General features: G+C 73.0%; 23 protein-coding genes and 1 pseudogene. 12 read left to right on the top strand and 12 right to left on the bottom strand.

The window, feature by feature from the left end:
• Nucleotides 1-130 precede the first annotated feature (130 nt).
• A complete protein-coding gene (locus tag ABZ385_RS00360; RefSeq protein WP_358590655.1) occupies nt 131-688 on the bottom strand; it encodes a hypothetical protein in 558 nt (185 codons plus the stop codon).
• Between ABZ385_RS00360 and ABZ385_RS00355 the strand changes: the two are divergent.
• Both ABZ385_RS00355 and ABZ385_RS00350 read left to right on the top strand, forming a co-directional pair.
• A pseudogene (locus ABZ385_RS00355) lies at nt 579-1,346 on the top strand (maleylpyruvate isomerase N-terminal domain-containing protein); the annotation flags it as partial. The gene ABZ385_RS00360 and the pseudogene ABZ385_RS00355 sit on opposite strands and share 110 nt — an antisense overlap.
• Nucleotides 1,347-1,408: 62 nt before the next feature.
• Nucleotides 1,409-1,663: a hypothetical protein gene (locus tag ABZ385_RS00350; protein ID WP_358909322.1), complete on the top strand. Its 255-nt coding sequence runs from the start codon at nt 1,409-1,411 to the stop codon at nt 1,661-1,663.
• Between the two features lie 18 nt (nt 1,664-1,681).
• Here the strand turns inward: ABZ385_RS00350 and ABZ385_RS00345 are convergent, their stop codons facing one another.
• Together ABZ385_RS00345 and ABZ385_RS00340 are read right to left on the bottom strand one after the other, a co-directional pair.
• Entirely contained in the window at nt 1,682-1,900 is a 219-nt protein-coding gene (locus ABZ385_RS00345; protein ID WP_358590651.1) for a hypothetical protein, read from the bottom strand.
• 74 nt (nt 1,901-1,974) lie between these two features.
• Nucleotides 1,975-2,739 carry a hypothetical protein gene (locus tag ABZ385_RS00340; RefSeq protein WP_358590650.1) on the bottom strand — a complete coding sequence of 255 codons (765 nt, stop codon included), beginning with the start codon at nt 2,737-2,739 and terminating at the stop codon, nt 1,975-1,977.
• A 1,078-nt stretch (nt 2,740-3,817) separates the two neighbouring features.
• Between ABZ385_RS00340 and ABZ385_RS00335 the strand changes: the two genes are divergently transcribed.
• The 3 genes from ABZ385_RS00335 (at nt 3,818) to ABZ385_RS00325 (ending at nt 7,975) form a co-directional block, all read left to right on the top strand.
• Nucleotides 3,818-4,798, top strand: coding sequence for an SCO0930 family lipoprotein (locus tag ABZ385_RS00335; RefSeq protein ID WP_358908814.1), 981 nt, complete (start codon nt 3,818-3,820; stop codon nt 4,796-4,798).
• Nucleotides 4,799-5,021: 223 nt separating this feature from the next.
• Nucleotides 5,022-5,834, top strand: a complete 813-nt coding sequence (locus tag ABZ385_RS00330; RefSeq protein WP_358700206.1) for an SAM-dependent methyltransferase — start codon at nt 5,022-5,024, stop codon at nt 5,832-5,834.
• Complete coding sequence (locus tag ABZ385_RS00325) at nt 5,831-7,975, top strand: EAL domain-containing protein (RefSeq protein ID WP_358908812.1); 2,145 nt, start codon at nt 5,831-5,833, stop codon at nt 7,973-7,975. The genes ABZ385_RS00330 and ABZ385_RS00325 overlap by 4 nt, the downstream gene beginning before the upstream one ends.
• A gap of 41 nt (nt 7,976-8,016) precedes the next feature.
• Here ABZ385_RS00325 and ABZ385_RS00320 read toward each other — a convergent pair whose 3' ends face one another.
• Entirely contained in the window at nt 8,017-8,898 is an 882-nt protein-coding gene (locus ABZ385_RS00320; RefSeq protein WP_358908810.1) for a LysR family transcriptional regulator, read from the bottom strand.
• 95 nt (nt 8,899-8,993) lie between these two features.
• Here ABZ385_RS00320 and ABZ385_RS00315 point away from each other — a divergent pair, with 95 nt between their 5' ends.
• From ABZ385_RS00315 to ABZ385_RS00305, 3 genes are read left to right on the top strand one after another with little or no spacing between them, the layout of a single operon-like run.
• Nucleotides 8,994-9,701 carry a succinate dehydrogenase gene (locus tag ABZ385_RS00315; protein ID WP_358586934.1) on the top strand — a complete coding sequence of 236 codons (708 nt, stop codon included), beginning with the start codon at nt 8,994-8,996 and terminating at the stop codon, nt 9,699-9,701.
• 3 nt (nt 9,702-9,704) lie between these two features.
• The gene (locus tag ABZ385_RS00310) at nt 9,705-11,663 is read left to right on the top strand and encodes a fumarate reductase/succinate dehydrogenase flavoprotein subunit (protein WP_358908808.1); all 1,959 of its coding nucleotides are present in this window, start codon (nt 9,705-9,707) and stop codon (nt 11,661-11,663) included.
• Nucleotides 11,660-12,406 (top strand): succinate dehydrogenase/fumarate reductase iron-sulfur subunit, encoded by a 747-nt coding sequence (locus tag ABZ385_RS00305; protein WP_358697741.1) that lies wholly within the window; start codon nt 11,660-11,662, stop codon nt 12,404-12,406. Before ABZ385_RS00310 ends, ABZ385_RS00305 begins: the two co-directional genes overlap by 4 nt.
• Before the next feature lie 24 nt (nt 12,407-12,430).
• Here ABZ385_RS00305 and ABZ385_RS00300 read toward each other — a convergent pair whose 3' ends face one another.
• On the bottom strand, nt 12,431-14,779 hold the full coding sequence (locus tag ABZ385_RS00300; protein WP_358908806.1) for an excinuclease ABC subunit UvrA: 2,349 nt from the start codon (nt 14,777-14,779) through the stop codon (nt 12,431-12,433).
• 164 nt (nt 14,780-14,943) lie between these two features.
• Between ABZ385_RS00300 and ABZ385_RS00295 the strand changes: the two genes are divergently transcribed.
• Nucleotides 14,944-15,354 carry a cold shock domain-containing protein gene (locus ABZ385_RS00295; RefSeq protein WP_358586927.1) on the top strand — a complete coding sequence of 137 codons (411 nt, stop codon included), beginning with the start codon at nt 14,944-14,946 and terminating at the stop codon, nt 15,352-15,354.
• A gap of 36 nt (nt 15,355-15,390) precedes the next feature.
• Here the strand turns inward: ABZ385_RS00295 and ABZ385_RS00290 are convergent, their stop codons facing one another.
• Complete coding sequence (locus ABZ385_RS00290; RefSeq protein ID WP_358908804.1) at nt 15,391-16,401, bottom strand: LLM class flavin-dependent oxidoreductase; 1,011 nt, start codon at nt 16,399-16,401, stop codon at nt 15,391-15,393.
• A gap of 59 nt (nt 16,402-16,460) precedes the next feature.
• On the opposite strand from ABZ385_RS00290, the gene ABZ385_RS00285 reads away from it, so the two are divergent.
• Entirely contained in the window at nt 16,461-16,949 is a 489-nt protein-coding gene (locus ABZ385_RS00285; protein WP_358586923.1) for a hypothetical protein, read from the top strand.
• Nucleotides 16,950-16,985: 36 nt separating this feature from the next.
• Here the strand turns inward: ABZ385_RS00285 and ABZ385_RS00280 are convergent, their stop codons facing one another.
• Nucleotides 16,986-17,201, bottom strand: coding sequence for a dodecin (locus tag ABZ385_RS00280; RefSeq protein ID WP_358586921.1), 216 nt, complete (start codon nt 17,199-17,201; stop codon nt 16,986-16,988).
• A 238-nt stretch (nt 17,202-17,439) separates the two neighbouring features.
• On the opposite strand from ABZ385_RS00280, the gene ABZ385_RS00275 reads away from it, so the two are divergent.
• Nucleotides 17,440-18,696 (top strand): extracellular solute-binding protein, encoded by a 1,257-nt coding sequence (locus tag ABZ385_RS00275; RefSeq protein ID WP_358909279.1) that lies wholly within the window; start codon nt 17,440-17,442, stop codon nt 18,694-18,696.
• Between the two features lie 27 nt (nt 18,697-18,723).
• Here ABZ385_RS00275 and egtD read toward each other — a convergent pair whose 3' ends face one another.
• The 4 genes from egtD to egtA are packed head-to-tail and all read right to left on the bottom strand — an operon-like array spanning nt 18,724 to nt 23,136.
• On the bottom strand, nt 18,724-19,686 hold the full coding sequence (egtD, locus tag ABZ385_RS00270; RefSeq protein ID WP_358908802.1) for an L-histidine N(alpha)-methyltransferase: 963 nt from the start codon (nt 19,684-19,686) through the stop codon (nt 18,724-18,726).
• On the bottom strand, nt 19,683-20,438 hold the full coding sequence (gene egtC / locus ABZ385_RS00265; protein ID WP_358908800.1) for an ergothioneine biosynthesis protein EgtC: 756 nt from the start codon (nt 20,436-20,438) through the stop codon (nt 19,683-19,685). The genes egtD and egtC overlap by 4 nt, the downstream gene beginning before the upstream one ends.
• Nucleotides 20,438-21,796, bottom strand: a complete 1,359-nt coding sequence (gene egtB, locus ABZ385_RS00260; protein WP_358908798.1) for an ergothioneine biosynthesis protein EgtB — start codon at nt 21,794-21,796, stop codon at nt 20,438-20,440. Before egtB ends, egtC begins: the two co-directional genes overlap by 1 nt.
• Complete coding sequence (gene egtA / locus ABZ385_RS00255; RefSeq protein ID WP_358586914.1) at nt 21,793-23,136, bottom strand: ergothioneine biosynthesis glutamate--cysteine ligase EgtA; 1,344 nt, start codon at nt 23,134-23,136, stop codon at nt 21,793-21,795. The genes egtB and egtA overlap by 4 nt, the downstream gene beginning before the upstream one ends.
• A gap of 253 nt (nt 23,137-23,389) precedes the next feature.
• Here egtA and ABZ385_RS00250 point away from each other — a divergent pair, with 253 nt between their 5' ends.
• Nucleotides 23,390-24,460, top strand: coding sequence for a glycosyl hydrolase family 18 protein (locus ABZ385_RS00250; RefSeq protein WP_358908796.1), 1,071 nt, complete (start codon nt 23,390-23,392; stop codon nt 24,458-24,460).
• A 141-nt stretch (nt 24,461-24,601) separates the two neighbouring features.
• Here ABZ385_RS00250 and ABZ385_RS00245 read toward each other — a convergent pair whose 3' ends face one another.
• Entirely contained in the window at nt 24,602-26,032 is a 1,431-nt protein-coding gene (locus ABZ385_RS00245; protein ID WP_358908795.1) for an amidase, read from the bottom strand.
• Nucleotides 26,033-26,158 lie beyond the last annotated feature (126 nt).

The raw sequence follows: 26,158 nt of genomic DNA, 5'->3' as shown, positions 1-26,158 counted from the left end.
GCTCCGGCGCGTCCCCCTTCCGCGCCGCCCCGCCCGGCTCCCTCTCCCCGCGTCGCACGGCACCGTTTCGCCCCCGGGTCCTGGAGACGCCCGGGGGCGAAGCCGTGCCGGGGCGTCGTGCCGGAGCGGGTCAGGCGCCGTCCTCGCCGGTGCGGCGCCGTGTCCTGCGGTAGGCGACGCCGAGGGTGCCGAGGATCAGCGCGCTGCCGATGGCGATCTCGTGCAGGTCGAGTCCGCCGAGGCTGCCGCCGACGCCGGCCTTGACGCCCTTGTGGACCTGGTTCTGCCGGTGGTCCTGGTTCGGGTCGTGGCGGCCGTTGTCGTCGGGGCGGCCCGTGGCGATGGTCAGGTCGGTCTTCCCGGTCTCGCCCTTGCAGGCGAACGTCACCTCGTACATCGCCCCGGGTTTGGCCTCCCAGAAGACCTGGGCCGTGGTGGACGTCTGACCCTTGGGGATGTGGGCGTCGTCGAAGATCCCTGAGGTGACCTTGGCGTCGCCGTCGCAGCCGTCGACGCTGAGCGTGACCTGGCCGCCCGCGGCGATGGTGGAAGGGGTGACGCGGAAGCCGAACGAGGTGATGTTGTTGTTCGTGTCGTCGCCCGTGACGGCCGCCGAGGCGGGCGGGATCGTGAGGGTGAGGACGGTTGCGCTGAGCAGAGCGGCCGAAGCCACGCGTATCGCGTGCATGGTGGATCCTCCGGGTCCCCGAGGAGCAGCCGCGGACCTCTTCCGCCGACGCCTGGAATGCACCTCGATGACCGGAACGCTAGGGAGGCCCCCGTGCGGTCGCGAGCGGTGTCGTGCGAACGGGGCAATCCGGTACGCCGGACAGGGGAACGGCACGGCGTGGCGCACCCGAGGGTGCCACTCGCGGTGTTCGGGCAAGGGGGCGGTTCGACTGCCGGTCGCATGGGCCCGCCGCGCGGGTGCGGCCGATGAGTTCGGGCGGCGACAGGAGTCTGATGGAGGACACCCGCTCTCTGGAGGCTGCCCCATGGCTGAACCACACGTTTCGGAGACTCGGAAGGCTCTGGAACGGGCGATCCACGTCGAGCGGTCGGCGCTCGCGCAAGACCTCGCCGAGCTGAGCGAGGCCCAGTGGGCGACCACATCGCTGTGTGAACGCTGGACCGTGGAGGAGGTCGTGGCCCATCTGACGGCAGGTGCCGGCACCGGGATGTGGCGCTGGCTGCTGAGCATGCTGGCCGCGCGGTTCGACCCCGACGCGCACAACGACCGGCGGCTCGCAGAGCACCGCGGTGCTACGCCCGAAGAGACGTTGCGGCGCTTTCGCGCAGTCGTCGCCGGGCCCGCCGGACCGACGCGACACACTGCGGCCTGGCTGGGCGAGATCGTCGTCCACGGCGAGGACATCCGCCGGCCACTGGGCCTGGTGAGGACACCCCGGTGGCCACCACGACCGCCGTGGCCCGGTTCTTCGCCGGCCGCGATTTCACCGTCGCGAGCAACACGGCGATCGCGGGCTTGCGGGTCGAGGCCACGGACGGGCCGTTCACCACCGGCTCGGGGGATCTGCTGCGGGGGCCGACCCTCTCGCTGGTGATGGGGATGGCGGGTCGCGCGGCGGCCTGCGAGGACCTCGAGGGGGACGGTGCGGCGGTCCTGCGCGCCCGACTGCGCTCAGGTCGAAGCGCGAACTGAGGGGTGCGGGGCCCGTTCTCAGGGCTGTCGCGGCGGCCATGCGTGCGGGCCGCCGCGCCACTCGACGAGGCTGGGGTCGTCCAGCGCGATGTCGGCCTCGCCCAGCCCCGCCCGGCGCAGGAACTCCTCCAGGTCGCGGTCGTCGTGCGCGACGCCGACGTCCTGCCCGCGCACGGTGATCCGCCGCCCGCCGTCGGCGGCGGGCGGGTGGACGACGATCGGTGTCTGCCAGGCCATGGCACCAGAATGCGCCGGACCGGGCCGCGACGCAGCACGTTTGACGGCCAACGGGCGGGTCGCGTCCCGGCGCCTCAGCCGCCGATGCCCGGGAACAGTGCCCTGAACGGCTCCGCCGTCGCCGCGATGCCACGGCTGTAGGGGGCGTCGAAGTCCCAGATCAGGAACAGCAGGAAGGCGAACAGGGCCGAGAAGAGCCCGGCGAGCAGGAGTTCGCGCGGGGTGCGGCGGATCTGCAGCGCGAAGATCATGCCGATGGTCACCAGACCTCCGATGATCAGGCCGAACCAGACCACGCCGGGCATGGTCGCCCCGACGCTGTCCGCGCGGGCGCTGCGCGCGTCGTCCGCGGCCGCCACCTCGTCGATCAGCGGCTGGTAGGCCTGTGCCTCGAAGTCGGACTTCGGTTCGTAGTCCGTGACGTCATGGCGGATCCGGGCGAGCAGATCGGCGCCGCGGTCGGTGAGCTGCCCCTTGTCGGCCATCGCGTCCCACTCCGTGGTGACGACATGGCCGACATAGGTGTGGACATCGGCGCGGATCCGGTCCCTGATCTCGGGCGGGTAGACCCGCGCCCGCTCCGAGACCTCGTGCAGCGCCTGGGCCTCCACCCGCACGTGCTCCTGGGCCGCACCGCGCGCTTCCCAGACGCCCGCGATGGCCAGGCCGAGCACGATGGCGTAGACGACTCCGATCATCATCGTCATGTACTCGATGACGTCCGGGGTCTCCGACGCGTCGTAGTCCGCGCCGGTCCTGCGGTGGCGCAGGAGCGTCACGATGAGCACGACCCCGCAAGCGGCCACCATCGCGAGGGTGAGAACAAGCCATTCCGACATGGGGACCTCCGGCGGTCAGCGGGGACGGAGCGCGGCGACGGCGAGCACCGCGGGCGCCGTGATGAGCAGGGTGAGGGAGACGAGGGACGGGCCGCGCCGCGGCGGACGCGTGCGCGGCGGGGGGTGATACGCCGGATACGTCACGGATGGCGATGGCTTGGTTGTTCTGCCGGGAGCGGGCGGCCCCGGCGCGGGGGGCGGTTTCGGGGCGGACCTGGACGGGGTGGGCTTGGGCGTGGGCGGAGCGGGACTCGGCTTCGCTGCGGGAGCGGCCGGCGGCGGCTGCACGGCCTGCGCCTTCGGTGGGGGCGGCGGGGGCGGGGGCGCGTGCGCGGGTGGTGGCGGAGGAGGCGGCGGATGCGGGGGAGCGGGTGGCGGGGGCTTCGGCCGGTGTGTGGGGCCGGCCCAGCAGTCGCCGTCGCCCGCCACGGCGATGTTGCCGCCCGAGGAGGCGCCGCCCTGGTCGATCGAGGCGTACCCGCAGTCGGAGGCCACGGCCGTGCCGGCGGCGGCGCAGGTGCCGAGCAGCAACGTTAGCGCCAGGAGTGCCCATACGCGGGTGACCAGGGCGTATTTCGGACGCCCTGCCCGCCCGGCGACCCCTGGCAGGCTCCCCCGCCCGCCCGAACGGCACGGGGGAATCGCCTTCGGTCGCGTCGGGAGCACCCCGATGCCGCCGGTTCCGGGGCGGCCCTCCGCCTCGCTTTCGCACGCGCCGGACACCGCCGGGCCCGCCCCGCGAGCGGACGGCGGCACCATCGAAGTACGCCCTGGCGGGGATGAGGTCGGCGAGGTTCCATGCACGACCGAGATAATGGGCGCCGGCCGCTGTAGGCACGCCGGAACGCTCCCACTTCCCCCGAAGGGGGGATGTGTCGCTGCCGCGGGATTGACGCAGTGCGCCCCCTCTCGGCCGAGCGCCGCACAGTCGGCCCGGCTGCCACGCCCGCCGCCACGTCCGCCGCCGCGCGAAGAAATGCGCGGGCCCGTTGAACGCGAGGGTCACCCCGGCCCGTATCTAGGGCCAGGTGTGACGCAACAGGCGCCACAACACCCCAGCGGACAGCGGGAGTCACAGATGCGGCATCCAAGTGGGCGAGCCCCGCGGGCCGGGCGGAGCGCCTCGCTCGTAGCGACGGCTGCGGCCCTGCTTGCCTTGACGACGGCGTGCGGACAGGAGCAGGGCGAGCAGTCCCCGAACGGCCAGAACGTGGGCAACGAGGCCCCGGCCAAGGGTGGCGGGTACGGCGCGGGCGACGGCTACGGAGCCGACTCCGGTGCCGCCGACAAGGACGCGGCCGCCAAGGCGAAGCCGGCCGGACAACTCGCCGTGTGGGACAGCAAGAAGCTCGGCGAGGTCGTCACCGACAGCGCGGGCCGCACGCTCTACCGCTTCGACAAGGACACCGCCCAGCCACCCCGGTCCACCTGCGACGCGGCCTGCCTCAAGACCTGGCCGGCGGTGGCCGCGAGCGGCGCCAAGGCCGCACCGGGCGTCGACGGGTCGCTGCTCGGCGAGGTCACCGCCGCCGACGGCACCAAGCAGCTCACCATCGACGGCTGGCCGGTCTACCGGTACGCGAAGGACGCCGGGCCCGGCGAAGCCAAGGGCCAGGGCGTGGGCGGCACGTGGTACGCGGCGGCCCCCGACGGCAAGAAGGCCTCACCCGCGACGGCCGGAACCGCCCCCGCCGACCCCGCGGGCCTGTCCACCCGCAAGGACCCGGAACTCGGCGAGATCGTCGTGGACAAAAACGGCATGACGGTCTACCGCTTCACGAAGGACTCGGCCTGGCCGATCAAGTCCAACTGCGTCGGCGCCTGCGCCGAGAAGTGGCCCGCCGTCGCCCCCGTCGACAAGGCGGACACCGAGGGCATCAAGACGAAGGGCTATATGACCTACGACCGCCCGGACGGCGGCAAACAGCAGACGATCGGCTGCTGGCCGCTGTACACCTTCGCGGGCGACAAGAAGCCGGGCGACACCAACGGCCAGGGCGTGGGCGGCACTTGGTACGCCGCGAGCCCCGACGGCAAGGCGGTGGGCGCGCCCAAGTAGCCCCCCACGGAAGCACGGCCGACCGGCCCGTCCCCCTCACCAGGAGGGACGGGCCGGTCCTCGGCGTGGGACAGGGCACGTGCCAAGGGCGGTGACCGAGAACGGACGGCGGATTTCCGTTTTGACTCGCCCCCTTGGCGGACGATCAGTAGCCTCACCCTCGAACATCGGATCGCCCGCGCCACCCCCTATGCCCCTGTGCCCCCTATGCCTTGGAGTCTTGATGGAGCGTCCCGCCTGGGCCCCGCTCGGCATCGATCTCACGATGCCCAGCGTTTCCCGTATCTACGACTACTACCTGGGCGGTTCGCACAACTTCGAGGTCGACCGGGAGGCCGCCCGCAAGGCCATGGAGTTCATGCCGGGCCTGCCGAAGGTCATGCAGGCCAACCGCGCCTTCATGCGCAGAGCGGTCCGCCACGCCGTCGACCGGGGCGTCACCCAGTTCCTCGACATCGGCTCCGGCATCCCCACCTTCGGCAACGTCCACGAGGTGGCGCAGGAGGCCAGCGACGAGGCGCGCGTGGTGTACGTCGACCACGACCCGGTCGCCGTCGCCCACAGCAAGGCCGTCCTCGACGGCGACGAACGCTGCGCGGTCCTCAACGCCGACCTGCGCAAGCCCCGCGACATTCTGGGCAGTTCGGAGGTGGGCTCCCTCCTCGACCTGGACCGCCCGGTGGCTCTATTGCTCGTCGCCGTCCTGCACTTCGTCGAGGACGCGTACGATCCTTGCGCGGCCGTCGCCGAGCTGAGGGACGCCCTCGCGCCCGGCAGCCTGCTCGTCCTGACCCACGCGTCGTACGAAGGGATTCCGGTTACCCCCGAGCAAGCGGGCGGGACGGTCGGTGTATACAAAGACATCCGCAATCCACTGATCATGCGCTCGCGCGAGGAGATCGCGCGGTTCTTCGAGGGGTACGACATGGTGGAACCCGGCCTGGTGCCGATGCCGCACTGGCGGCCCGACACGGCGCCCGAGGAGGAGGACCCCTACTCCTTCTCGGGGTTCGCGGGTGTGGGACAAAAGCGTTGAGCGCCGAACCGGACGGACCGGAGGGAAGACTCCGCAGGTTCGCCACCATCTGGAGCCGCGCGATCTTCCCGGTGACGGCCACCTCGCTGACCCGCCCCGAGTTCGAGCTGCAACTGGTGCCGCTGGCCCGCAGGTTGCGGGACGCCCTCCAGGAGCGGGTCTTCGACGCGGCGCAGGGCAAGGCCGTCGGCGCCGCCCTGATCGACACCCACTGCACCGACCCCGAGGCGCTCAGCCGCACCCTCGACTGTGTCGAGGCCTACCTGGTCCTGTACTGCGGCGGCGAAGGCCCCCGGGAGGAGCTGCGGGCCCGCAGCGCACGGATCCAGCACGCGCTCGCGGCGGGCTTCGCCCAGGCGCTGCGCGAGCGCACCCGGACCGAGCAGGAGGCGATCTCCCGCGCCGCGCTCAGCGCCCGCAGTGCCGTCGCCGAGGCCCTGCACGCGAGCGAGGCACGCTTCAGGGCCGTCTTCCACGGCGCGGCCATCGGCATCGGCATCGCGGACCTGGACGGCACGATCCTGGAGGTCAACGACGCGCTGGTGCGCATGTTCGGCGGCCTGGAGAGCAACCTGCGCGGGCGCAACGCCGCGGAGTGGACCCACCCCGACGACTCGCCCCACGTATGGAAGCTGTACGAGGAGCTGGTGCGCGGTGAGCGCGAGCACTACCGCGTGGAGAAGGCCTTCTACCGCCCCGACGGCACGGTCCTGTGGACCAACCTGACCGTCTCGCTGCTGCGCGACGCGGACGGACTTCCGCAGTACCAGCTGGCGCTGATGGAGGACACCACCGAGCGGCGGCTGCTCAACCTGCGCCTGCGCTACGAGGCCACCCACGACGCGCTCACCGGTCTGCCCAACCGCACGCTGTTCTTCGAGCGCCTGGAGAAGGCCCTGGCGGCGGGGGAGAACGCCCGCTTCGGGCTCTGCTACCTCGACCTCGACGGCTTCAAGACCGTCAACGACAGCCTCGGGCACGCGGCCGGCGACCGGCTGCTCGTGGAGGTCGCCGACCGGCTCCAGTCGTGTGCCACCGCGCCCGGCGAGATGGTCGCCCGGCTCGGCGGCGACGAGTTCGTGGCGCTCACCACGGGCCCCGACACCGAGACCGAGGTCGACGAGCTGGCCGGGCGCATCATGAACGCCCTCGCCGCGCCCATCCGCGTCGAGGGCCGCGAGCTGACCGTGCGCGGCAGCATCGGCATCGTGGAGGGCCCGGCGGGGGAGCGCGGTGCGGCGGACGTGCTGCGCAGCGCCGACATCACGATGTACCGCGCCAAGTCGGCGGGCGGCAACCGCTACGAACTGGCCGACCCCGAGGCGGACGCCCGCGCCATCACCCGGCACGGCCTGACCACGGCGCTGCCCGCGGCGCTGGAGCGCGGCGAGTTCTTCATCGAGTACCAGCCGCTGGTGCACCTCGGTGACGGCAGTGTGCGCGGCGCCGAGGCACTCGTGCGCTGGCTGCACCCGCAGCACGGCGTGATCGGTCCCGACCGGTTCATCCCGCTCGCCGAGCACACCGGCCTGATCGTGCCGCTCGGCCGCTGGGTCCTCGAGGAGTCCATGCGCCAGGCCCGCCTGTGGGAGGCGCGCACCCCGGTCGGGGTGGCCGCCGGGCCGCTGAGGGTCAACGTCAACCTCTCGCCCATGCAGCTCACCCATCCGGGCCTGGTCTCCGACACGGTCGACATCCTGGAGCGCGAGGGCCTCGAACCGGGCTCGCTCTGCCTGGAGGTCACCGAGTCCGCGCTGATAGGAGCCGACGACGACCTGCTCAAACCGCTGCGCAGGCTCGCCGAGATGGGCGTGGACATCGCGCTCGACGACTTCGGCACGGGCTACTCCAACCTCGCCAACCTGCGGCGGCTGCCGGTGAGCGTCCTCAAGCTCGACCGCTCCTTCACCCAGGGCATGCAGCACTTCCCGGCCGACCCCGTCGACCTGAAGATCGTCGAGGGCATCGTCTCGCTCGCCCACAGCCTGGACCTCGCGGTCACCGTCGAGGGCGTCGAGACGGGCGCGCAGGCCGACCAGCTGCGGGAACTGGGTTGCGACACGGCTCAGGGCTGGTACTACGCGAGGCCCGGCCCGCCGGACCAGCTGCACGACCTGGCGCTGGCGGACGCGATCAGCTGACCTCGCCGGGGGTGCTCCGGCGAGACGCCCCCGAAAAACCCTCACCCGTCCCGGGCCAGCAGCATCCGCTGGAGTTCCCGCGCCGCCCGCGGCGGGGCCACGTCGCTGCGGTGCGCGAGGGCGATCGTCCGGTGCAGGCTCGGGTCGGCCAGCGGGGTCACCCGCAGGTCCGAGCCCGAGCGTTCGGCCACCATGCGCGGGACGACCGCCACGCCGAGCCCCGCCCGTACGAAGCCGAGCACCGCGTCCATCTCACCGCCCTCCACGGCGAACTCGGGCTCGAACCCCTCGGCGCGACAGGCGGCGACGGTCAGCTCCCGCAGGTCGTAGCCGTGGCGGAACATCACGAGGCGCTCACCCGCGAGATCCGCGATCCGCACGGTGGCGCCCAGCGCCCGGGCCCGCGGGGACGACACCACGACCAGGTCCTCGCGCAGCAGTTCCACGGTGGTCAGCGCGGGCGCCGGACCGGGCAGCGGAAGCACCACCAGCGCCAGGTCCAGCGCGCCGCGCGCCAGCGCCCGTACGAGGTCGTGCGAGCCGCTCTCCTCGACGAGGAGCTGGATCCCCGGATGCCGGTCGTGGAAGGCGCGCAGCACCTGCGGGAGCAGCCCCGTGCACACACTGGGGGTCGCGCCGAGCCGGATGCGGCCCCGGCGCAGCCGCGCCAGCTCCTGCACCTCGATCCGGGCGGTGTCCGCGTCCGCGAGGATGCGGCGGGCCAGGGGCAGCAGCGCCTCGCCCGCGTCGGTCAGCGTGATGTTGCCGCGGGCCCGGCTGAACAGCTCCGCGCCCAGCTCCTTCTCCAGGGCCCGGATCTGCTGCGACAGCGAGGGCTGGGAGACATGGACCTTCTCCGCCGCCCGCGTGAAGTGCCGCGTCTCGGCGACGGCGACGAAGTAGTGCAGCTGCTGGAATTGCATGCCCGCACTGTAGGTCCGTCCATAGGTACAAGCTATCGAGATGAGCAGAACCATCTCTTGGACCGATCGGGACCCGCGGCCGTAGCGTCACGGGCATGGCTCTGGCAACGCGGACGGACAAACGGCCGTCCATGACCCGCACGCTCTGGGACTCCACCATCGGCAAGAAGACCGTCATGGCGGTCAGCGGCCTGATCATGCTGCTCTACCTGGTCGCGCACATGGTGGCCAACCTCAAGATCTTCTTCGGACCGGAGGAGATCAACCACTACGCCCAGTGGCTGCGCACCGTCGGCGCGCCGTTCATGCACCGCGAGTGGACGCTCTGGCTGATCCGCGTGGTCCTCGTCGCCGCCGTCGTCGCCCACGCCACGTCCGCCTACCAGCTCAGCCGCCGCGACATCCGGGCGCGCCCCACCCCTTACGTCCACAAGCGGGCGCGGGCGAGTTTCGCGACCCGCACCATGCGCTGGGGAGGCGTCATCCTCGCCCTCTTCATCGTCTGGCACGTCCTCGACCTGACGACCGGCACGGTGCACCCGGGCGGCTACGAGCACCTGCACCCGTACCAGAACGTCATCGACACCTTCTCGACCTGGTACGGCAACGTCATCTACATCGTCGCCGTCGTCGCCCTCGGCCTGCACGTGCGGCACGGCCTGTGGAGCGCCGCGCAGACCCTCGGCGTCGGCACCGCCACCCGCGACCGCGTCCTCAAGCCCCTGGCGGGTGGCCTCGCCCTGGTGCTGACCGCCGGCTTCGTCTCCGTACCCGTGGCCGTCATGACCGGACTGGTGAGCTGACCCATGAACCACTCCAGTGAGTACCGCGCGTACACGACCGGCGAGCCGCTCGTCGACACCAAGGCCCCGAGCGGACCGATCGCCGAGCGCTGGGACACCCGCCGCTTCCAGGCGAAGCTGGTCAACCCCGCCAACCGCCGCAAGCACACCGTGATCGTCGTCGGCACCGGACTGGCCGGCGGATCCGCCGGGGCCACCCTCGCCGAACAGGGCTACCACGTCGTGCAGTTCTGCTACCAGGACTCACCGCGGCGCGCCCACTCGATCGCCGCGCAGGGCGGCATCAACGCCGCGAAGAACTACCGCAACGACGGCGACTCCGTCCACCGCCTCTTCTACGACACCGTCAAGGGCGGCGACTTCCGCGCCCGCGAGTCCAACGTGCACCGCCTCGCGCAGATCTCCGTCGAGATCATCGACCAGTGCGTGGCGCAGGGCGTGCCGTTCGCCCGCGAGTACGGCGGACTGCTCGACACCCGCTCCTTCGGCGGCGTCCAGGTCTCCCGCACCTTCTACGCGCGCGGCCAGACGGGCCAGCAGCTCCTGCTCGGCGCCTACCAGGCACTCTCGCGGCAGATCGCCGCCGGCAACGTCGAGATGCATTCGCGCACCGAGATGCTGGACGTGATCGTCGTCGACGGGCGGGCCCGCGGCATCGTCGCCCGCGACCTGATCACCGGCAGGATCGACACCTACTTCGCGGACGCCGTCGTGCTGGCCACCGGCGGCTACGGCAACGTCTTCTACCTGTCGACCAACGCCATGAACTCCAACGCCACCGCCGTGTGGCGCGCCCACCGGCGCGGCGCGTACTTCGCCAATCCCTGCTTCACCCAGATCCACCCCACCTGCATCCCGCGCACCGGCGACCACCAGTCCAAGCTGACGCTGATGAGCGAGTCCCTGCGCAACGACGGCCGCATCTGGGTGCCGCGGGCCAAGGGCGACCGGCGCCCGCCCAACGAGATCCCCGAGGACGAGCGCGACTACTACCTGGAGCGGATCTACCCCTCCTTCGGCAACCTCGTGCCCCGCGACATCGCCTCGCGCGCCGCGAAGAACGTGTGCGACGAGGGCAGGGGAGTGGGCCCCGGCGGCCAGGGCGTCTACCTCGACTTCGCCGACGCCATCCGGCGGATGGGCCGGCAGAAGGTCGAGGAGAAGTACGGCAACCTCTTCGACATGTACGAGCGGATCACCGCCGAGAACCCGTACGAGGTGCCCATGCGGATCTACCCCGCCGTGCACTACACGATGGGCGGCCTGTGGGTCGACTACGACCTGCAGACCACCGTCCCCGGGCTCTTCGCCATCGGCGAGGCCAACTTCTCCGACCACGGCGCCAACCGGCTCGGCGCGAGCGCCCTCATGCAGGGCCTCGCCGACGGGTACTTCGTCCTGCCCTCCACCATCAACGACTACCTCGCCCGCAACCCGCACCAGGGCGGCATCGACGCCGAACACCCCGTCGTCCAGGAGGTGCTGGCCGACACCGAGGACCGTCTGAACCTGCTTCTCGCCGTCGACGGCGACCGCACCCCCGACTCCTTCCACCGCGAACTCGGCGAGGTGATGTGGGAGTTCTGCGGCATGGCCCGCACCGAGAGCGGCCTGCGCAAGGCCCTGGAGCGCATCCCGCGGATCCGCGAGGAGTTCTGGCGCCGCGTCAAGGTCCCCGGCATCGGCGCCGAGTTCAACCAGTCCCTGGAGAAGGCCAACCGCGTCGTCGACTACCTGGAACTCGCCGAGCTGATGTGTCTCGACGCCCTGCACCGCGCCGAGTCCTGCGGCGGCCACTTCCGGGAGGAGTCCCAGACCGCGGACGGCGAGGCCGCCCGCCGCGACGAGGAGTTCTCCTACGCCGCCGCCTGGGAGTTCACCGCCACCGGCGAGGCCCCCGTCCTGCACGAGGAAGACCTCGTCTTCGAGTACGTCCACCCCACCCAGCGGAGCTACGCATGAAGCTCACCCTGCGCGTCTGGCGCCAGAAGAACGCCGACGCCGACGGCGCGATGTCCACGTACGAGGTGGACGGCATCTCCTCGGACATGTCCTTCCTGGAGATGCTCGACACCCTCAACGAAGAGCTGATCGTCAAGGGCGAGGACCCGGTCGCCTTCGACCACGACTGCCGCGAGGGCATCTGCGGCGCCTGCTCGCTCGTCATCAACGGCGACGCGCACGGCCCCGAACGCACCACGACCTGCCAGCTCCACATGCGGTCCTTCGCCGACGGCGACACCATCGACGTCGAGCCGTGGCGCGCCGCCGCCTTCCCGGTCGTCAAGGACCTCGTGGTGGACCGCTCGGCCTTCGACCGGATCATCCGGTCCGGCGGCTACATCAGCGCCCCGACGGGCTCCGCGCCCGACGCGCACGCGACGCCCGTGCCCAAGCCGGACGCCGACGCCGCCTTCGAGCACGCCGAGTGCATCGGCTGCGGGGCGTGCGTGGCGGCCTGCCCCAACGGGTCGGCCATGCTGTTCACCTCCGCCAAGGTCAACCATCTGAACGTGCTTCCGCAGGGCGCGCCCGAGCGGGAGACCCGCGTCCTGGACATGGTGGCGCAGATGGACGAAGAGGGCTTCGGCGGCTGCACGCTGACCGGCGAGTGCGCCTCCGCCTGCCCCAAGGGCATTCCGCTGCCCTCCATCGCCGCGATGAACAAGGAGTGGCTGCGAGCCACCCGGAAGGTGCGTCGGTAGCTCCATCGCAGGGGCCCGCGGCCTTTACGGTGCCTGGCCCAGGGCCCGGGCCAGGTACGGGGCGGTGCGGCTGCCCTCCGCCCGTGCCACGTCCCTCGGCGGGCCCGCCGCGACGATCCGTCCGCCGCTGTCGCCGCCGCCCGGACCCAGGTCGATCACCCAGTCCGCGCCCGCCACCACCGCCATGTCGTGCTCGACGACGACCACCGAGTTCCCGGCGTCGACCAGTTCGTGCAGGCGGTGCGTGAGCACCTCCACGTCGGCGGGGTGCAGGCCGGTCGTCGGTTCGTCGAGGAGGTAGAGCGTGTGGCCGCGCCGCACCCGCTGCAACTCGCCCGCCAGCTTGATCCGTTGGGCCTCGCCGCCCGACAGCTCCGTGGCCGGCTGGCCGAGCCGCAGATAGCCGAGCCCGACATCGAGGAGCGTGTGCAGACTGCGCAGTACGGGCGGGGTGTCCGCGAAGAACTCCGCGGCCGCCTCGACCGTCAGGTCGAGGACCTGGGCGATGCTCTTGCCCAGATACCTCACGTCGAGCGTCTCGGGGTTGTAGCGGGCCCCCGCGCAGTCCGGGCAGGGCGCGTACGTGCTCGGCAGGAAGAGCAGCTCGACGCTGACGAACCCCTCGCCCTGGCAGGTCTCGCACCGGCCGCCCGCCACGTTGAAGGAGAACCGCCCGACGCCGTACCCGCGCTCGCGCGCCGCGTCCGTGCCCGCGAAGATCTTGCGCACGACGTCGAAGAGACCGGTGTACGTGGCGAGGTTGGAGCGCGGGGTGCGCCCGATCGGCCTCTGGTCGACGCGGACCAGCCGGCCGACTCCCGCCAGCTCCTCGGTGATCTCGCCGACGAGTGTGGTCTTGCCGGAACCCGAGACGCCCGTGACGGCGGTGAAGGCGCCCAGAGGCAGCTCCGCCGTCACCCCGCGCACGTTGTGCCGCGTGACCGGCCCGACCTTCAACCAGCCCCGGGGCGTACGACTTTGGCGTACCGGAGCCGGAGCGCGGCCGAAGAGGAAACGGGCCGTCGCGGACTCCTCGACGCCCTCCAGTTCGGCCACCGGGCCGCTGTGCAGAACCCGTCCGCCGTGCTCGCCCGCCTGCGGTCCGACGTCCACGAGCCAGTCCGCGTGCCGCACGACGTCGAGATGGTGCTCCACGACGAAGACGGTGTTCCCCGCGGCCTTGAGACGGTCCAGAACCGTCAACAGGGCCTCGGTGTCCGCCGGGTGGAGGCCGGCCGACGGTTCGTCCAGGACGTACACCACGCCGAAGAGCCCCGACCGTAGCTGCGTCGCGAGCCGCAGACGCTGGAGCTCTCCCGCCGACAGGGTGGGAGTGGCGCGGTCCGGGCTGAGATAGCCGAGCCCGAGTTCGGTGACGGTCGCGATACGGGCCAGCAGATCATCGGTGAGCACGCGCGCCGTCGGGGACGAACCGGCGCCGCTCTCCAGGACGTCGGCCAGGTCCGACAGGGGCAGCGCCGCCAGCTCGGCGATCGTCCGGCCCGCGAACGTCACCGCCAGCGCCTCGGGGCGCAGCCTGCTCCCGGCGCACACCGGGCAGGGGGCGCTGGTGAGGAACCGTTCCGCCTTGGCGCGCAGCGTCCGGCTCTTGGAGTCCGAGAAGGTCTTCATCACATAGCGCCGGGCGCTCATGTACGTGCCCTGGTACGGGCGTTGGATCCGCCCCGCCTCGCGCACCGGGTGCACGGTCACCACCGGCTGCTCGTCGGTGAACAGGATCCACTCCCGGTCGGCCGCCGGCAGCTCATGCCACGGGCGGTCCACGTCGTGGCCCAGCGCGTCCAGGACGTCACGGAGGTTCTTGCCCTGCCAGGCGCCGGGCCAGGCGGCGATCGCCCCCTCACGGATGGACAGCGAGGGATCGGGGACCAGCAGCTCCTCGGAGGTGCGGTGCACCCGGCCCAGGCCGTGGCACTCCGGGCAGGCGCCGGCCGCCGTGTTCGGCGAGAAGGCGTCGGAGTCGAGCCGCCCGGCGCCCTCGGGGTAGCGGCCCGCACGGGAGAAGAGCATCCGCAGCGAGTTGGACAGGGTGGTGACCGTGCCGACGGAGGAGCGCGCACCCGGCGCCGACCGGCGCTGCTGGAGCGAGACCGCCGGCGGCAACCCCGTGATCTCCCCGACCTTCGGGGCGCCCACCTGGTGGATGAGACGCCGGGCGTACGGCGCGACGGACTCGAAGTAGCGCCGCTGGGCCTCGGCGTAGATCGTCCCGAAGGCGAGCGAGGACTTGCCGGACCCCGAGACGCCGGTGAAGACGGCGAGGACGTCACGCGGGATGTCCACGTCGACGCCCCGGAGGTTGTGCTCCCGGGCACCCCGGACGCGTACGTACGGGTCGTGAGGGCTGTGCATCGGCGGACTCCGTGCGTGGCTCGGGGACAAACCCCACAATTTTACCTCCCCCGCGACGCGGCCCCGCGCACCCCTCGCGCGCCGGAGCCCGACCGGGTCTACCTGGGCGCCACGGGCCCTTGTTAGGGTGTGCGCTCTTGCGGCGGCGTCAGGTGGTGGGGGACATGGCTTCGGGTACGGGCACGATTCTCAAGTTCGACGAGACACGCGGTTTTGGCTTCATCGCGGCGGACGACGGGGGCGAGGACGTCTTCCTGCACACGTCGGTCTTCGCGGGCGATCCCGGGGCCCTCGTGCCCGGGGCGCGCGTCGAGTTCCAGATCATCGCCAACGACCGCGGCCGCAAGGCCTTCGCGGCGCACCTCACGGACCACGTGGCGCCGGCCGCGCCCGCCGTCGCGGCGCCGACGGGCGGGGACGAGGGCGTGTGCGACGTCCTGTCGCGGGCCGAGTTCACCCACGAGATCACCGAGGCCCTGCTGTCCGCCGCGCCCGACCTGACGGGCGAGCAGATCGTACGCGTCCGCGCGAGGTTGCTGGAGTTCGCCGAGAAGCGGGGGTGGGCGGACTCCTGAGCGGCCTCGCGGCATGAGGTGGCGCGGGCGGGATTCTCAGGCGGCCGGGGTCAGCCCCGCCACCTCGGCCAGGTGCCGCAAGGACCGGCTGAGCCCGGCGCGGTCGTACGTACTGGTCGTCACCAGCACCTCCTGCGCGCCGCTCTCCTTGATGACCCGCTCCAGCTCGTCGGCGACCTGCTCGGGCGTGCCGTGCACCTGGCCGCGCAGCCCCGACTCGTAGAGGTCGCGCTCCTTGTCCGTCATCGCCAGCGCCTCCACGCGCTCGGCCGGCGGCAGCGGCGGGAACGTGCCGTGCGTGCGGGAGTACGCCATCGACCAGGCCTCCGGGATCAGCAGCCGGCGGGCCTCCTCCTCGCTCCCGGCGACGGCGACCGTGCCCGCGATCATGACGTACGGCTCGGCCAGCCAGGGCGAGGGGCGGAACGCGCCGCGGTACGTCTCGATGCCGCGCAGCATCTTCCCGCGCCCCTTGATGTCCCCGATGACCAGCGGAAGCCCCGCCTCGGCCGCGATCGTCGCGCCCTCGCCGACGGCGAGCACGTACGGCGGGACCGTGAGCCCTTCCGCCGGGCGGGCGTGGACGCCGGTGCCGGAGGTGCCGCCGAACCAGGCGAGCAGCTCGCTCAGCTGGGCGGCGAAGTCCCGCGCGTCGTGCTTGTCGTGCCCCAGCGCCTTGCGGACGCCGTCCGTGAACCCGACGGAACGGCCGAGTCCCATGTCGATCCGGCCGGGGAAGAGCGACTCCAGCACCCCGAACTGCTCGGCCACCACCAGCGAGCGGTGGTTGGGCAGCATCACGCCGCCCGTGCCGACCCGGATGGTGCGGGTGGCCGCGGCGACCGCCGCGGCGAGGACCGTCGGCGCCGAGCCGGCCACCCCCGGCACGCCGTGGTGCTCGGAGACCCAGAAGCGGTGGTAGCCGAGCGCCTCGGCCTCTTGGGCCAGGCGCACGGTGTCGCGCAGGGCCTCGGACCCGTCGTGCCCCTCACGGGTGCGCGAACGGTCGAGGACGGAGAACCGGGTTGCCGCGATCACTGAGCTCACACACGCTTCAACGCCTGACGTCCGCCGTGATTCCCGGCCGCGCTGACTACGCTGGCGCCGTGAGCGACGACAGCAGACCTCTGGCCGTGTTCGACCTCGACGGCACCCTCGCGGACACCGCGCACCGGCAGCGGTACCTGGAGCGCGCGCCCCGCGACTGGGACGCGTTCTTCGCCGCGGCGAAGGACGATCCGCCGCTGGCACGGGGCGTGGCGCTGGCCCTGGACAGCGCGCGGGAGTGCGAGGTCGTCTACCTCACGGGACGCCCCGAGCGCTGCCGCACGGACACCGAGGAGTGGCTGGCCCGCCAGGGCCTGCCGCCCGGCCGCGTCTGGATGCGCCGCGATGACGACCGGCGCCCCGCCCGCCGCACGAAGCTGGAGATCCTGCGGTCCATGGCCCGCGCGCGGAAGGTGCGCGTGCTCGTGGACGACGACGAACTGGTCTGCGCCGAGGCGCGCCGCGCGGGCTTCACGGTCGTCCGGGCCGACTGGGCGAGCCCGTCGGGGGAGCTGCGGGACGCCCAGGAACGCGAGGGCCGCACCTGACCGCTCCCTCCGGCGGACAGGCGTCCGGTGCGGCGCCTACGCCTCGTCCTCCAGGCGGAAGCCGACCTTCAGCCCGACCTGGTAGTGCTGGATCTGCCCGTCCTCGATGTGTCCGCGCACCTGCGTGACCTCGAACCAGTCCAGCGAGCGCAGCGTCTGCGAGGCCCGCGCGATGCCGTTGCGGATCGCCTGGTCGACGCCCTCGTGGGAGGTGCCGACGATCTCGGTGACGCGGTAGGTGTGGTCCGACATGAGGGGATTCCTCCCGGCCGTGGGATGACGTCGTGGAAGTACGTCACTCCACCGTGCACCAGCACATGCCGACACGCGAGACGGCGTCCGCGACGAAACACCCCTTGACCGCTCCATTGGTACGGACCAAAATCCAGCCAGTACCCGTTCGAGCCATCTGCTCACCCCCCGCGTCGGGCTGCCCCTCCCTGTCCGCAGGCAGAAAGTGACCCACGTGAACCCGCACCGCCGCCCCGTCATGCCCTTGGCCCTCACCCTCTCCTGTGCCGTCCTGCTGGCCGGGTGCGGGCTGCTGCCCGGGCAGGACGAGCCGAGGACCGTCACCGTCTGGCTCATGAAGGGCAGCGCGTCCCCCGAGTTCGTCGAGCGCTTCACCGAGGAGTTCGAGAAGGAGCACGACGACATCGACCTGGCCGTCGAGGTCCAGGAGTGGACGGGCATCGGCGCCAAGGTCAAACGGGCGCTGAAGGAGGAGGACGGCTCGGGGCCCGACGTCATCGAGGTCGGCAACACCCAGGTCGCGCAGTACGTCGACGAGGGCGGCCTGTACGACCTCACCCTGGAGTCCGCGCGCGACCTCGGCATGGACGACTGGCTGCCCGGCCTCGCCGAGCCGGGCCGCTACGACGGCGCCCAGTACGGCATCCCCTGGTACGCGGCCAACCGTGTCGTCATCTACGACAAGGACCTCTTCGAGAAGGCGGGCATCACCCGGCCGCCGCGCACCCGCGAGGAGTGGCTCGCGGACACGGAGAAGCTCAACACCGGCGGCGACCAGGGCATCTATCTCGCGGGCCAGGACTGGTACACCCTGGCCGGATTCATCTGGGACGAGGGCGGCGACCTCGCCGAGGAGACCAAGGAGTCCTCCGGCGACTGGCGTGGCAGCCTGCACACGGGCCCCGCGCTGCGCGGCATGGCGTTCTACCAGCGCCTCCAGGCCCTCGGCCGGGGCCCGCGCGACGCCGACGAGGAGCACCCGTCGCAGGCCGGCGTGTTCGCGGACGGCGGCGTCGCCCAGATCATCGCGGTGCCCGGCGCGGCCCGGGCCATCGAGGAGAAGAACCCCCGCCTGAAGGGCAGACTCGGCTACTTCCCGATCCCCGGCAAGAAGGCGGGCAGGCCCGGCGCGGTCTTCACCGGCGGCTCCGACCTCGTCGTGCCCGAACGCGGCGACGACCACAAGGGCGCCGTCGAGGTGATCGAGGCCCTGGCCGGCAAGAAATGGCAGACCGACCTGGCCAGGACCATGAACTACGTGCCCAACAAGGCGAAGCTGGCCCCCGCCGTCGCCGGCGAGGAGGGCGTCGCCGCGATGGCCGCCGGCGCGGCGAACGGGCGGGCGACGCCCAACTCGCCGCGCTGGGCCGCCGTCGAGGCCGACAACCCCATCAAGGCGTACATGACCGCGGTCCTGACGGGCGGCGACCCGGCCACCGAGGCCCGTGCCGCCTCCCGCGAGATCACCAGGGCGCTGAGCATCGGCGGACTGTGACCGGGGGGCCGCACCGCGCCGCCGGTGTCACACCGGCGTGCTCAGCGACAGCGCGAAGCGGCCCCGCTCGTCCGTCCACCAGTGCGTCAGATCCAGTGCCGAGGCCGCCAGTTCGGCGCGTACGCCCTCCTGCCGGAACTTCGCGGAGATCTCCGTGCGCATCTCCTCGCCGGCGGCGAAGTCGACGGCCAGATCGAGCGCGGAGATCTTCACCGTCTGGTCGGCCGTGGAGCGCAGCCGCATCTCGATCCACTCGCGCTCGCGGTCCCAGACGGCGACATGGTCGAAGGCGGCCGGGTCGAAGTCGGCGTCCAGCTCGCGGTTGATCACCGCCAGGACGTTCTTGTTGAACGCGGCCGTCACCCCGGACCGGTCGTCGTACGCCGAGACGAGCACCGACTCGTCCTTCACCAGGTCGGTGCCGAGGAGCAGCGCGTCCCCGGGCGCCAGCAGGTCGCGCACCGAGGACAGGAACGCGGCGCGTTCGGCGGGCAGGAGATTGCCGAGCGTGCCGCCGAGGAAGGCCACCAGGCGCGGCCCGGGCGTACCCGGCAGTGCGAGGCCCCGGGTGAAGTCGGCGATCAGGGCGTGCACGTCGAGCGAGGGCCGCTGCGCGAGCAGGGTGTTCGCCGCGCCGGTCAGCGCGCTCTCGCTGACGTCGACGGGCACGTAGGTGTGCAGGGACGTCATGGCGTCGATGAGGTGGCGGGTCTTCTCCGACGAGCCCGAGCCCAGCTCGATCAGGGTGCGGGCGCCGGTGATGTCCGCGATCTCGGCGGCACGCGAGAGCAGGATCTCCCGCTCGGCGCGCGTCGGGTAGTACTCCGGCAGGGTGGTGATCTCCTCGAAGAGGGCGCTGCCGCGCGCGTCGTAGAACCACTTGGGCGGCAGCGTCTTCACGGCGCTGGTCAGGCCGTGCAGCACGTCGGCGCGCAGGGCGGCGCCGGTCGCGTCCTCGGGCAGGGTGCGGGTCAGCAGGAACGGGCTCACGCGGGTGGCTCCTTGAGCGGTGTCAGCAGTACGTCGGTGGGGCTCGCGGCGAGCAGGGTGCGGTCGGGCACCTCGCGCCAGTGGGGATCGTCGTCGTAGGGCTCGGAGGCGACCACGGTGCCGCGACCGGGCTCGGCGCGGTACCAGAGCGTGTCGCCCCAGGCGGTCGCGGTGATCGTGTCGCCGTCGGTCAGAAGGAGGTTCAGACGGGAGGCCGGGGCGGCCTCGGCGACCTCCAGGACGGTGTCGGCCAGGGCCTGCCCCGCCGCGTCGCCGCGCCGCAGCCGGTGCAGGGCGAGCGCCCACACCAGCGCGGAGTCGCAGCGCGCCTCCATGGCGAGCAGCTCGGCGGGCGGCAGGCCCTCGGCCAGGGCGGCCAGGGACCCGGGCCAGCCCTTGACGGCGCCGTTGTGGCTGAACAGCCAGGGCCCGGCGGCGAAGGGCGCGGCCGCCGCCTCCCCGTCGGCACCCGCCAGGGTGGCGTCGCGCACCGCGGCGAGCAGCGCCCCCGAACGGACGACCCGGGCGAGGTCGGCGAAGGACTGGTCGCCCCAGATCGGCCCCGTGCGGCGGTATCGCGCGGGCGCGGGGTCCCCGTCCGCGTACCAGCCCACCCCGAAGCCGTCGGCGTTGACCGTGCCGTACCGCTGGCGGCGCGGCGCCCACGACTGGCGGTACAGGCCGTGCGGGGGTGTCACGAGGAGGCTTTCCAGCGGCACCGGCGGACCGAGGTAGGCGATATGACGGCACATCAGAAGGCCTCCGGCGCGGCTGCCTCCGGTGCGGACGCCTCCGCGGGGCCGGCGTCCCGTGCGGTGCGGAACCCGGAGAAGATCTGCCGGCGCACCGGGTGGTCCCAGTTGCGGAACGTGCCCCGGCAGGCCACGGCGTCCACCGAGAAGGCCCCGCCGCGCAGCACCTTGTAGTCGCCGCCGAAGAACACGTCCGAGTACTCCCGGTAGGGGAAGGCGACGAAGCCGGGATAGGGCAGGAAGTCGCTGGACGTCCACTCCCACACGTCGCCGATCAACTGCCGTACGCCCAACGGCGACGCGCCCGCCGGATAGCTGCCCGCCGGGGCCGGACGCAGGTGCCGCTGCCCGAGGTTCGCCCGCTCGGGGGTGGGGTCGTCGTCGCCCCACGGGTAGCGCAGGGAGCGGTCGGTGACCGGGTCGTAGCGGGCGGCCTTCTCCCACTCCTCCTCGCTCGGCAGGCGCCGGCCTGCCCAGCGCGCGTACGCGTCGGCCTCGTGCCAGCTCACGTGCAGCACCGGCTCGTCGGCGGGCACCGGCTCCACGGTCCCGAAGTGGCGCCGCAGCCACTGCCCGCCCTCGCGGCGCCAGAACAGCGGCGCCCGCAGGCCGTTTCGCCGGACCATGGCCCAGCCGGCCGGTGACCACCAGCGCATCTCCTCGTAGCCGCCGTCCTCGATGAAACGCTGGTACGCGGCGTTCGTCACCGGCGTGGTGTCGATGAAGAACGGCGGGACCAGGCGGCGGTGCGCGGGCCGTTCGTTGTCCAGGGCCCACGGCTCGGTGGAGGTGCCCATCGTGAACGGGCCCCCGGGAACGAGGACTTCGGCCGGCCCCGTGAAGGGCGGGGCCGGCTCCGGGTCGGGCGCGGTGAGGGCGGTGGGTCCCGAGCGCAGCTGATGCGTGATGAGCATGGTCTCGTCGTGCTGCTGCTCGTGCTGGGCGATCATGCCGAACGCGAAGCCCGCGTCGGTGAGCGCGCTGCCGTGGAACGGCGTGCTGTCCAGCACGTCAAGGGCCCGCCCCCGGACCTCGGCCGCGTAGCCGCGGGCCTCGGCGGGCGCGAGCAGCGGCAGGCTCGGCCGCTCGGCGCGGGGGTGCTCGAAGGCGTCGTAGAGCGAGTCGATCTCCGGCCGCATGGCGTCGCGGCCCGCGACCGCGCGCAGCAGCCACTGCTCCTCCTGGTTGCCGATGTGCGCGAGGTCCCAGACCAGGGGCGACATCAACGGCGAGTGCTGCGCCGTCAGTTCGGCGTCCTCGACACAGTCGGTCAGCAGGGACGTGCGGTCCCGGGCGGCGAGGAGCGCGGCGAGCGCGCGCTCGCGCAGGGCCTGCGGATCGGTGGTGGGGCCGTTCATCGTCGGGCGTCCTTCCCCGTGGCGTCGTCGTGTCCAAGTGCCTCGCCCCGGCCGTCCAGCAGGTCGTCGGCCGGACAGCGGCCCCGCGCGACGTACTGCTCGGCGTACGCGGCGACCGCGTCCCGCACCGAGGCGTCGGCGCCCAGCCGGGGCAGCGCGTCGACGGCGGCGGCGAAGCAGACCAGGGCGGCCTCGCGCAGCTCGGCGTCGGCCGTGCCGTGGCGCGCCGCGTCCAGCCACAGCGGACTGCGCGGCGCGGCGACGGAGCCGGGCGGGCCGTCCCGTTCGGCCAGCGGCTTCACGGCCCGGTAGGCGGTCTCGGCCGCCTGCGCGTCGTCGAACAGCGCGCTCGTCACGGCGAGCGGCACGATCCAGCCGTCCTCGCCCGGCTGGGCGTCGACCATGCGCAGCTCCAGGTGGCCGCGCGGGCGGACCGGCGGGAACAGGGTCGTCAGGTGGTAGTCGAGGTCGTCGCGGGTGGGCGGCCGCGGCAGGCCCGAGCGGGTCCAGTCACGGAAGGTCAAATCCTCCGGAACGGTCCACGCCCCCTCCTCGCCCGGCGGTCTCTTCACGCACATGACCGGCGCGTCGAGGGCGTGCCGCGTCCAGGTCTCCCGCGGTTCCCCCTCCAGCGACGGGGCGCCGGACCTGCCGGGTTCGATGCCCGCCCACACGGCCTGCCGGGTGGAGCGCCAGCCGGTGGGGCGGCCCTCCTGGAGCGGCGAGTTGGCGAACGCGGCCACCAGGACCGGACCGAGGAGATGCGCCAGACGCCAGCGGCGCGCGTAGCCGAGCGGGCCCGGCTCCTCGTACCCCGCGTCCAGGCAGATCTGCACGGACGCCGTCGAGCACATCATGCGGCGCCCGGCGGGGCCGCCGCGGTCGAGGCAGGACTCCAGCGCGTCGTAGCGCGGCTCGCGCAGGAACCGCGAAGGCGGCCGCCAGGGGTCGGCGCCGATCCCGCTGAGAATGAGGCGATGGCCGCGCAGGGTGTCGCGGACGAGGCCGAGATCGGCCCGCATGTCCGACACGCACTCCATCAGGGAAGCGGCGGGCAGCGAGCTGAGCTCCAGCTGTCCGCCGGGTTCGACGGTGAGCGACGCCTTCACGGGCAGCGCCCGCAGGGCGGCGTAGGCGGCTTCGAGACGGGCCGCGGGGACCGGCAGATGGGCCAGTCCGGGTTCGTGGACGAGCCATTCCAGTTCGACACCGGTGGTGCGGGGCGGCCCCGTCTTGAAGCAGATGCCGCGCACCAGTGCCTCCACCTCCGCCTCGGTCACCGGGTCCGGTGCCTTGGTGCGAGGTGGAGGGAGGTGCTTCGTACAGTCTCCCTCGGGCATAGGAGGATCCTTTCCTGTCGCAGGTGCTCGTCACACCCAAGACCCTTGAAGCCATCCGCACAAGAGTGCCCTTGAAGCCGTTCTCGTACCAGGAATTTCTCATCGCCCTGCCGACATCCCCGGCTCACCGGCCGTTCACCCGCGCCACGAGGAGCGCCGGCCGCGGCCGCTCGCGAACGGCATCGGAGCCCTCGCAGACCTGTCCGGCCCACTCCACGCGGCGCCGGTCCCGCGCGGCCCGCAGGCTCGGTCCATGATGCCTCGTCACCCCCGCCGGGCCACCGCCCTGATCGCCCTCGCCGCCGCGGCGGCGGTCCTCGCGCCGGTCCCCGCGGCCTCCGACCCCGCCCCGCCGCCGCCCACCCCGGCCGCGCCGCCCCGCACCGCCTCGGCCTGGCTCCCGTACTGGGACCAGGAGGCCGCGTACGCCACCGCCCTGCGCCACGCGGACCAGCTGCACACCGTCAGCCCCTTCTGGTACGAGACGAAGGCGGCCGGGCGTGTCGACCCGCACCTGCACGCGGCGGACCGGCGTGTCGTCGACGGACTGCACGGTGCGGGCATCAAGGTCGTGCCGACCGTCATGGAGCGCATGCCGCGCGGCGCGCTGGCCGACGTGGTCACCGACGCGGGCCGCCGCGCCACGCACATCGAGACCCTGCTGAGCGTCGTGAAGAGCCGTGACTACGACGGCCTCGACCTCGACTACGAGACCATCGCACCGACCGGCGACGCCGCGTACGAGAAGGTCCGCGACGGGTACGCCACGCTGGTCACCGACCTGTGCGGGCAGCTGCACGCCCTGCGCAAGCAGTGCGTCGTGACCGTCTCGCCGAAGACCGCCGGCACCGGCCGGGTCTGGGACTACAAGCGGCTCGGCGCCGCCGCCGACCGGCTGCGCGTCATGGCCTACAACCTCCACTGGGCCGAGGGCGCCCCCGGCCCGCTGTCGACCCCCGCCTGGTACGACGAGATCCTGCGGCGCGCCACCGCCGACGTACCGGTCGACAAGCTGGAGATGGGGCTGCCCGCCTATGGCTGGGACTGGGCCGTCGGCAGCCGGGGGCGCGCCCGGCACGTCACCTCCAAGGAGGCGGAGGCGCTGCGCCGCAAGGTGGGCGCGCCCTACCACCTCGACCCCGCCTCCGGCACGCCCCACTTCACGTACGCGGAAGGCGGCACCCGCCGCACGGTCTGGTACCAGGACGCCCGCGGCACCGCCGCCCACCTGCCCGTCCTGCGGCGGTACGGGGTGCGCCACACCGTGCTGTGGGCGCTGGGCTTCGAGGACCCGGAGCTGTGGCAGACCCTGGCCACCCTGTGACCCCGCCGCCCCCGCCGCCCGGTGACCCCGCCGGGCCCTCCGGGGGCCTTGCCGCACCGCCGTGTGACCCCGCCGCGCCAGCCCCTGGGGCCCCGCCGCGCCGCCCCGCGCACTCCCGGCGCGCCGGTCCCGCGCCGCTCCTCACGCCCGCGCCGGTGCCCCGGGGACGGGCGCCGGCCACTGCTCGTACCAGCGCTGGTCCGCCTCCAGCTGTGCGGCGAGGGAGATCAGCAGCGGCTCACTGCCCGCGGGGCCCAGCAGCTGGGCGCCGACCGGCAGACCGCCCGCGACACGCCCGGCGGGGACGTTGACGCCCGGCCAGCCGAGCACGTTCCACGGCCACGCGTAGGGGCAGGCGGCGATCATCGCCCGGTCGGTGCGCAGGCCGCTCAGGCCGGCCAGCGCGCCGATCCGGGGCGGGGGAGCGGCCGTCGTCGGCGCGAGCACCACGTCGTACGTCGAGAAGACCGCCCCCACCCGCTCGTGCAGTGCCGCCTCGGCGCGCCGCGCGAGCCGCAGCGGCGCGCCGCCCAGCAGCCGCCCCACGCGGGCCGCCTCGCGGGTGCGCCGGTCGAGGAGCGAGGCGTCGGGGACGTGCTCCGCCCACTCCGCGATGCCCGCCGTGGCGCGCGGCACGAACGCCAGGCCGATGAGGCCGTAGTCCGGATCGGCCGCCTCCACGTCGTGCCCGAGCGCGGCGAGCCGGTCCGCCAGCGCGACCACCCGCTGCCGCACCCCGGGGTGCAGCCGCTTGGCCGTGGCCGTGAACGGCATGCGCAGCGACAGGGCGATCCGCAGCCGCCCCGGGTCCCGGGTCGCGGCCTCGGCGGCGCGCACCGGCAACGGCCGGTGCAGGTCACCCGCATGGCTGCCGCTGGCGGCGTCGAGGAGCAGCGCGGCGTCGGCGACGGTCCTGGCGAGCGGGCCGTTGACGGTGATCCCCTGGAACGCCTCGGGCCACGGCCACGTCGATATCCGCCCGCGCTGCGGCTTGATGCCGACCAGATGCGTCCACGCGGCCGGTATCCGCACCGACCCGGCGCCGTCGGAGCCCAGCGCGGCGGGGACCAGGCCCGCGGCGACCGCCGCCGCCGAGCCGCCCGACGAACCCCCCGGCGTGTGCCCGGTGTGCCAGGGATTGCGGGTGTCCCCGAACCCCGGCCCCTCCGTGAAGGGCCACTGCCCCAGCTCGCAGGTGTTGGTCTTGCCGACGATCACCGCGCCGGCCGCCCGCAGCCGCCGTACGGCCTCGCAGTCCTCGGACTTCGGCGGGAACTCGCCCCCGCAGCCGAACGCGGTCGGCTCGCCCGCGACGTCCATGTCGTCCTTGACGGCCAGCGGCACCCCCAGCAGCGGCCGCCCGGCCGACGGGCCGCCCGCCGCCAACTCCCGGTCGGCGGCGTCCGCCTCGGCGAGCGCGGCCTCGGCCCGCACCCGCTTGAAGGCGTTCAGGACGGGCTGCGCCGCCTCGATCCTGGCCAGTGTCCGCTCGGTCAGCTCGCGCGAGGAGACCTCTGAGGCGGCCAGCGCGCGAGCGGTGCGCGCCAGCCCTTCGGCACGGTCGGCGGTCATGCGGGGCACCTCCGGTCGAGGACGGATGCCCGCACGTTAACCGGCGAGTAGCCCGGCGGGGAACGAGCCGGACGGATCAAGACGCTTGCGGGGAAGGGAAGTTCAGGCCGTGCCGCCGAGGAGATC

Origin of the sequence: Streptomyces sp. NPDC005898 (assembly GCF_040629635.1) — a bacterium.
In the GTDB taxonomy this organism is placed as follows: Bacteria; Actinomycetota; Actinomycetes; order Streptomycetales; family Streptomycetaceae; genus Streptomyces.
The sequence above is the reverse complement of the archived record's forward strand: the minus strand, read 5'-3'. Positions and strand labels throughout refer to the sequence as shown.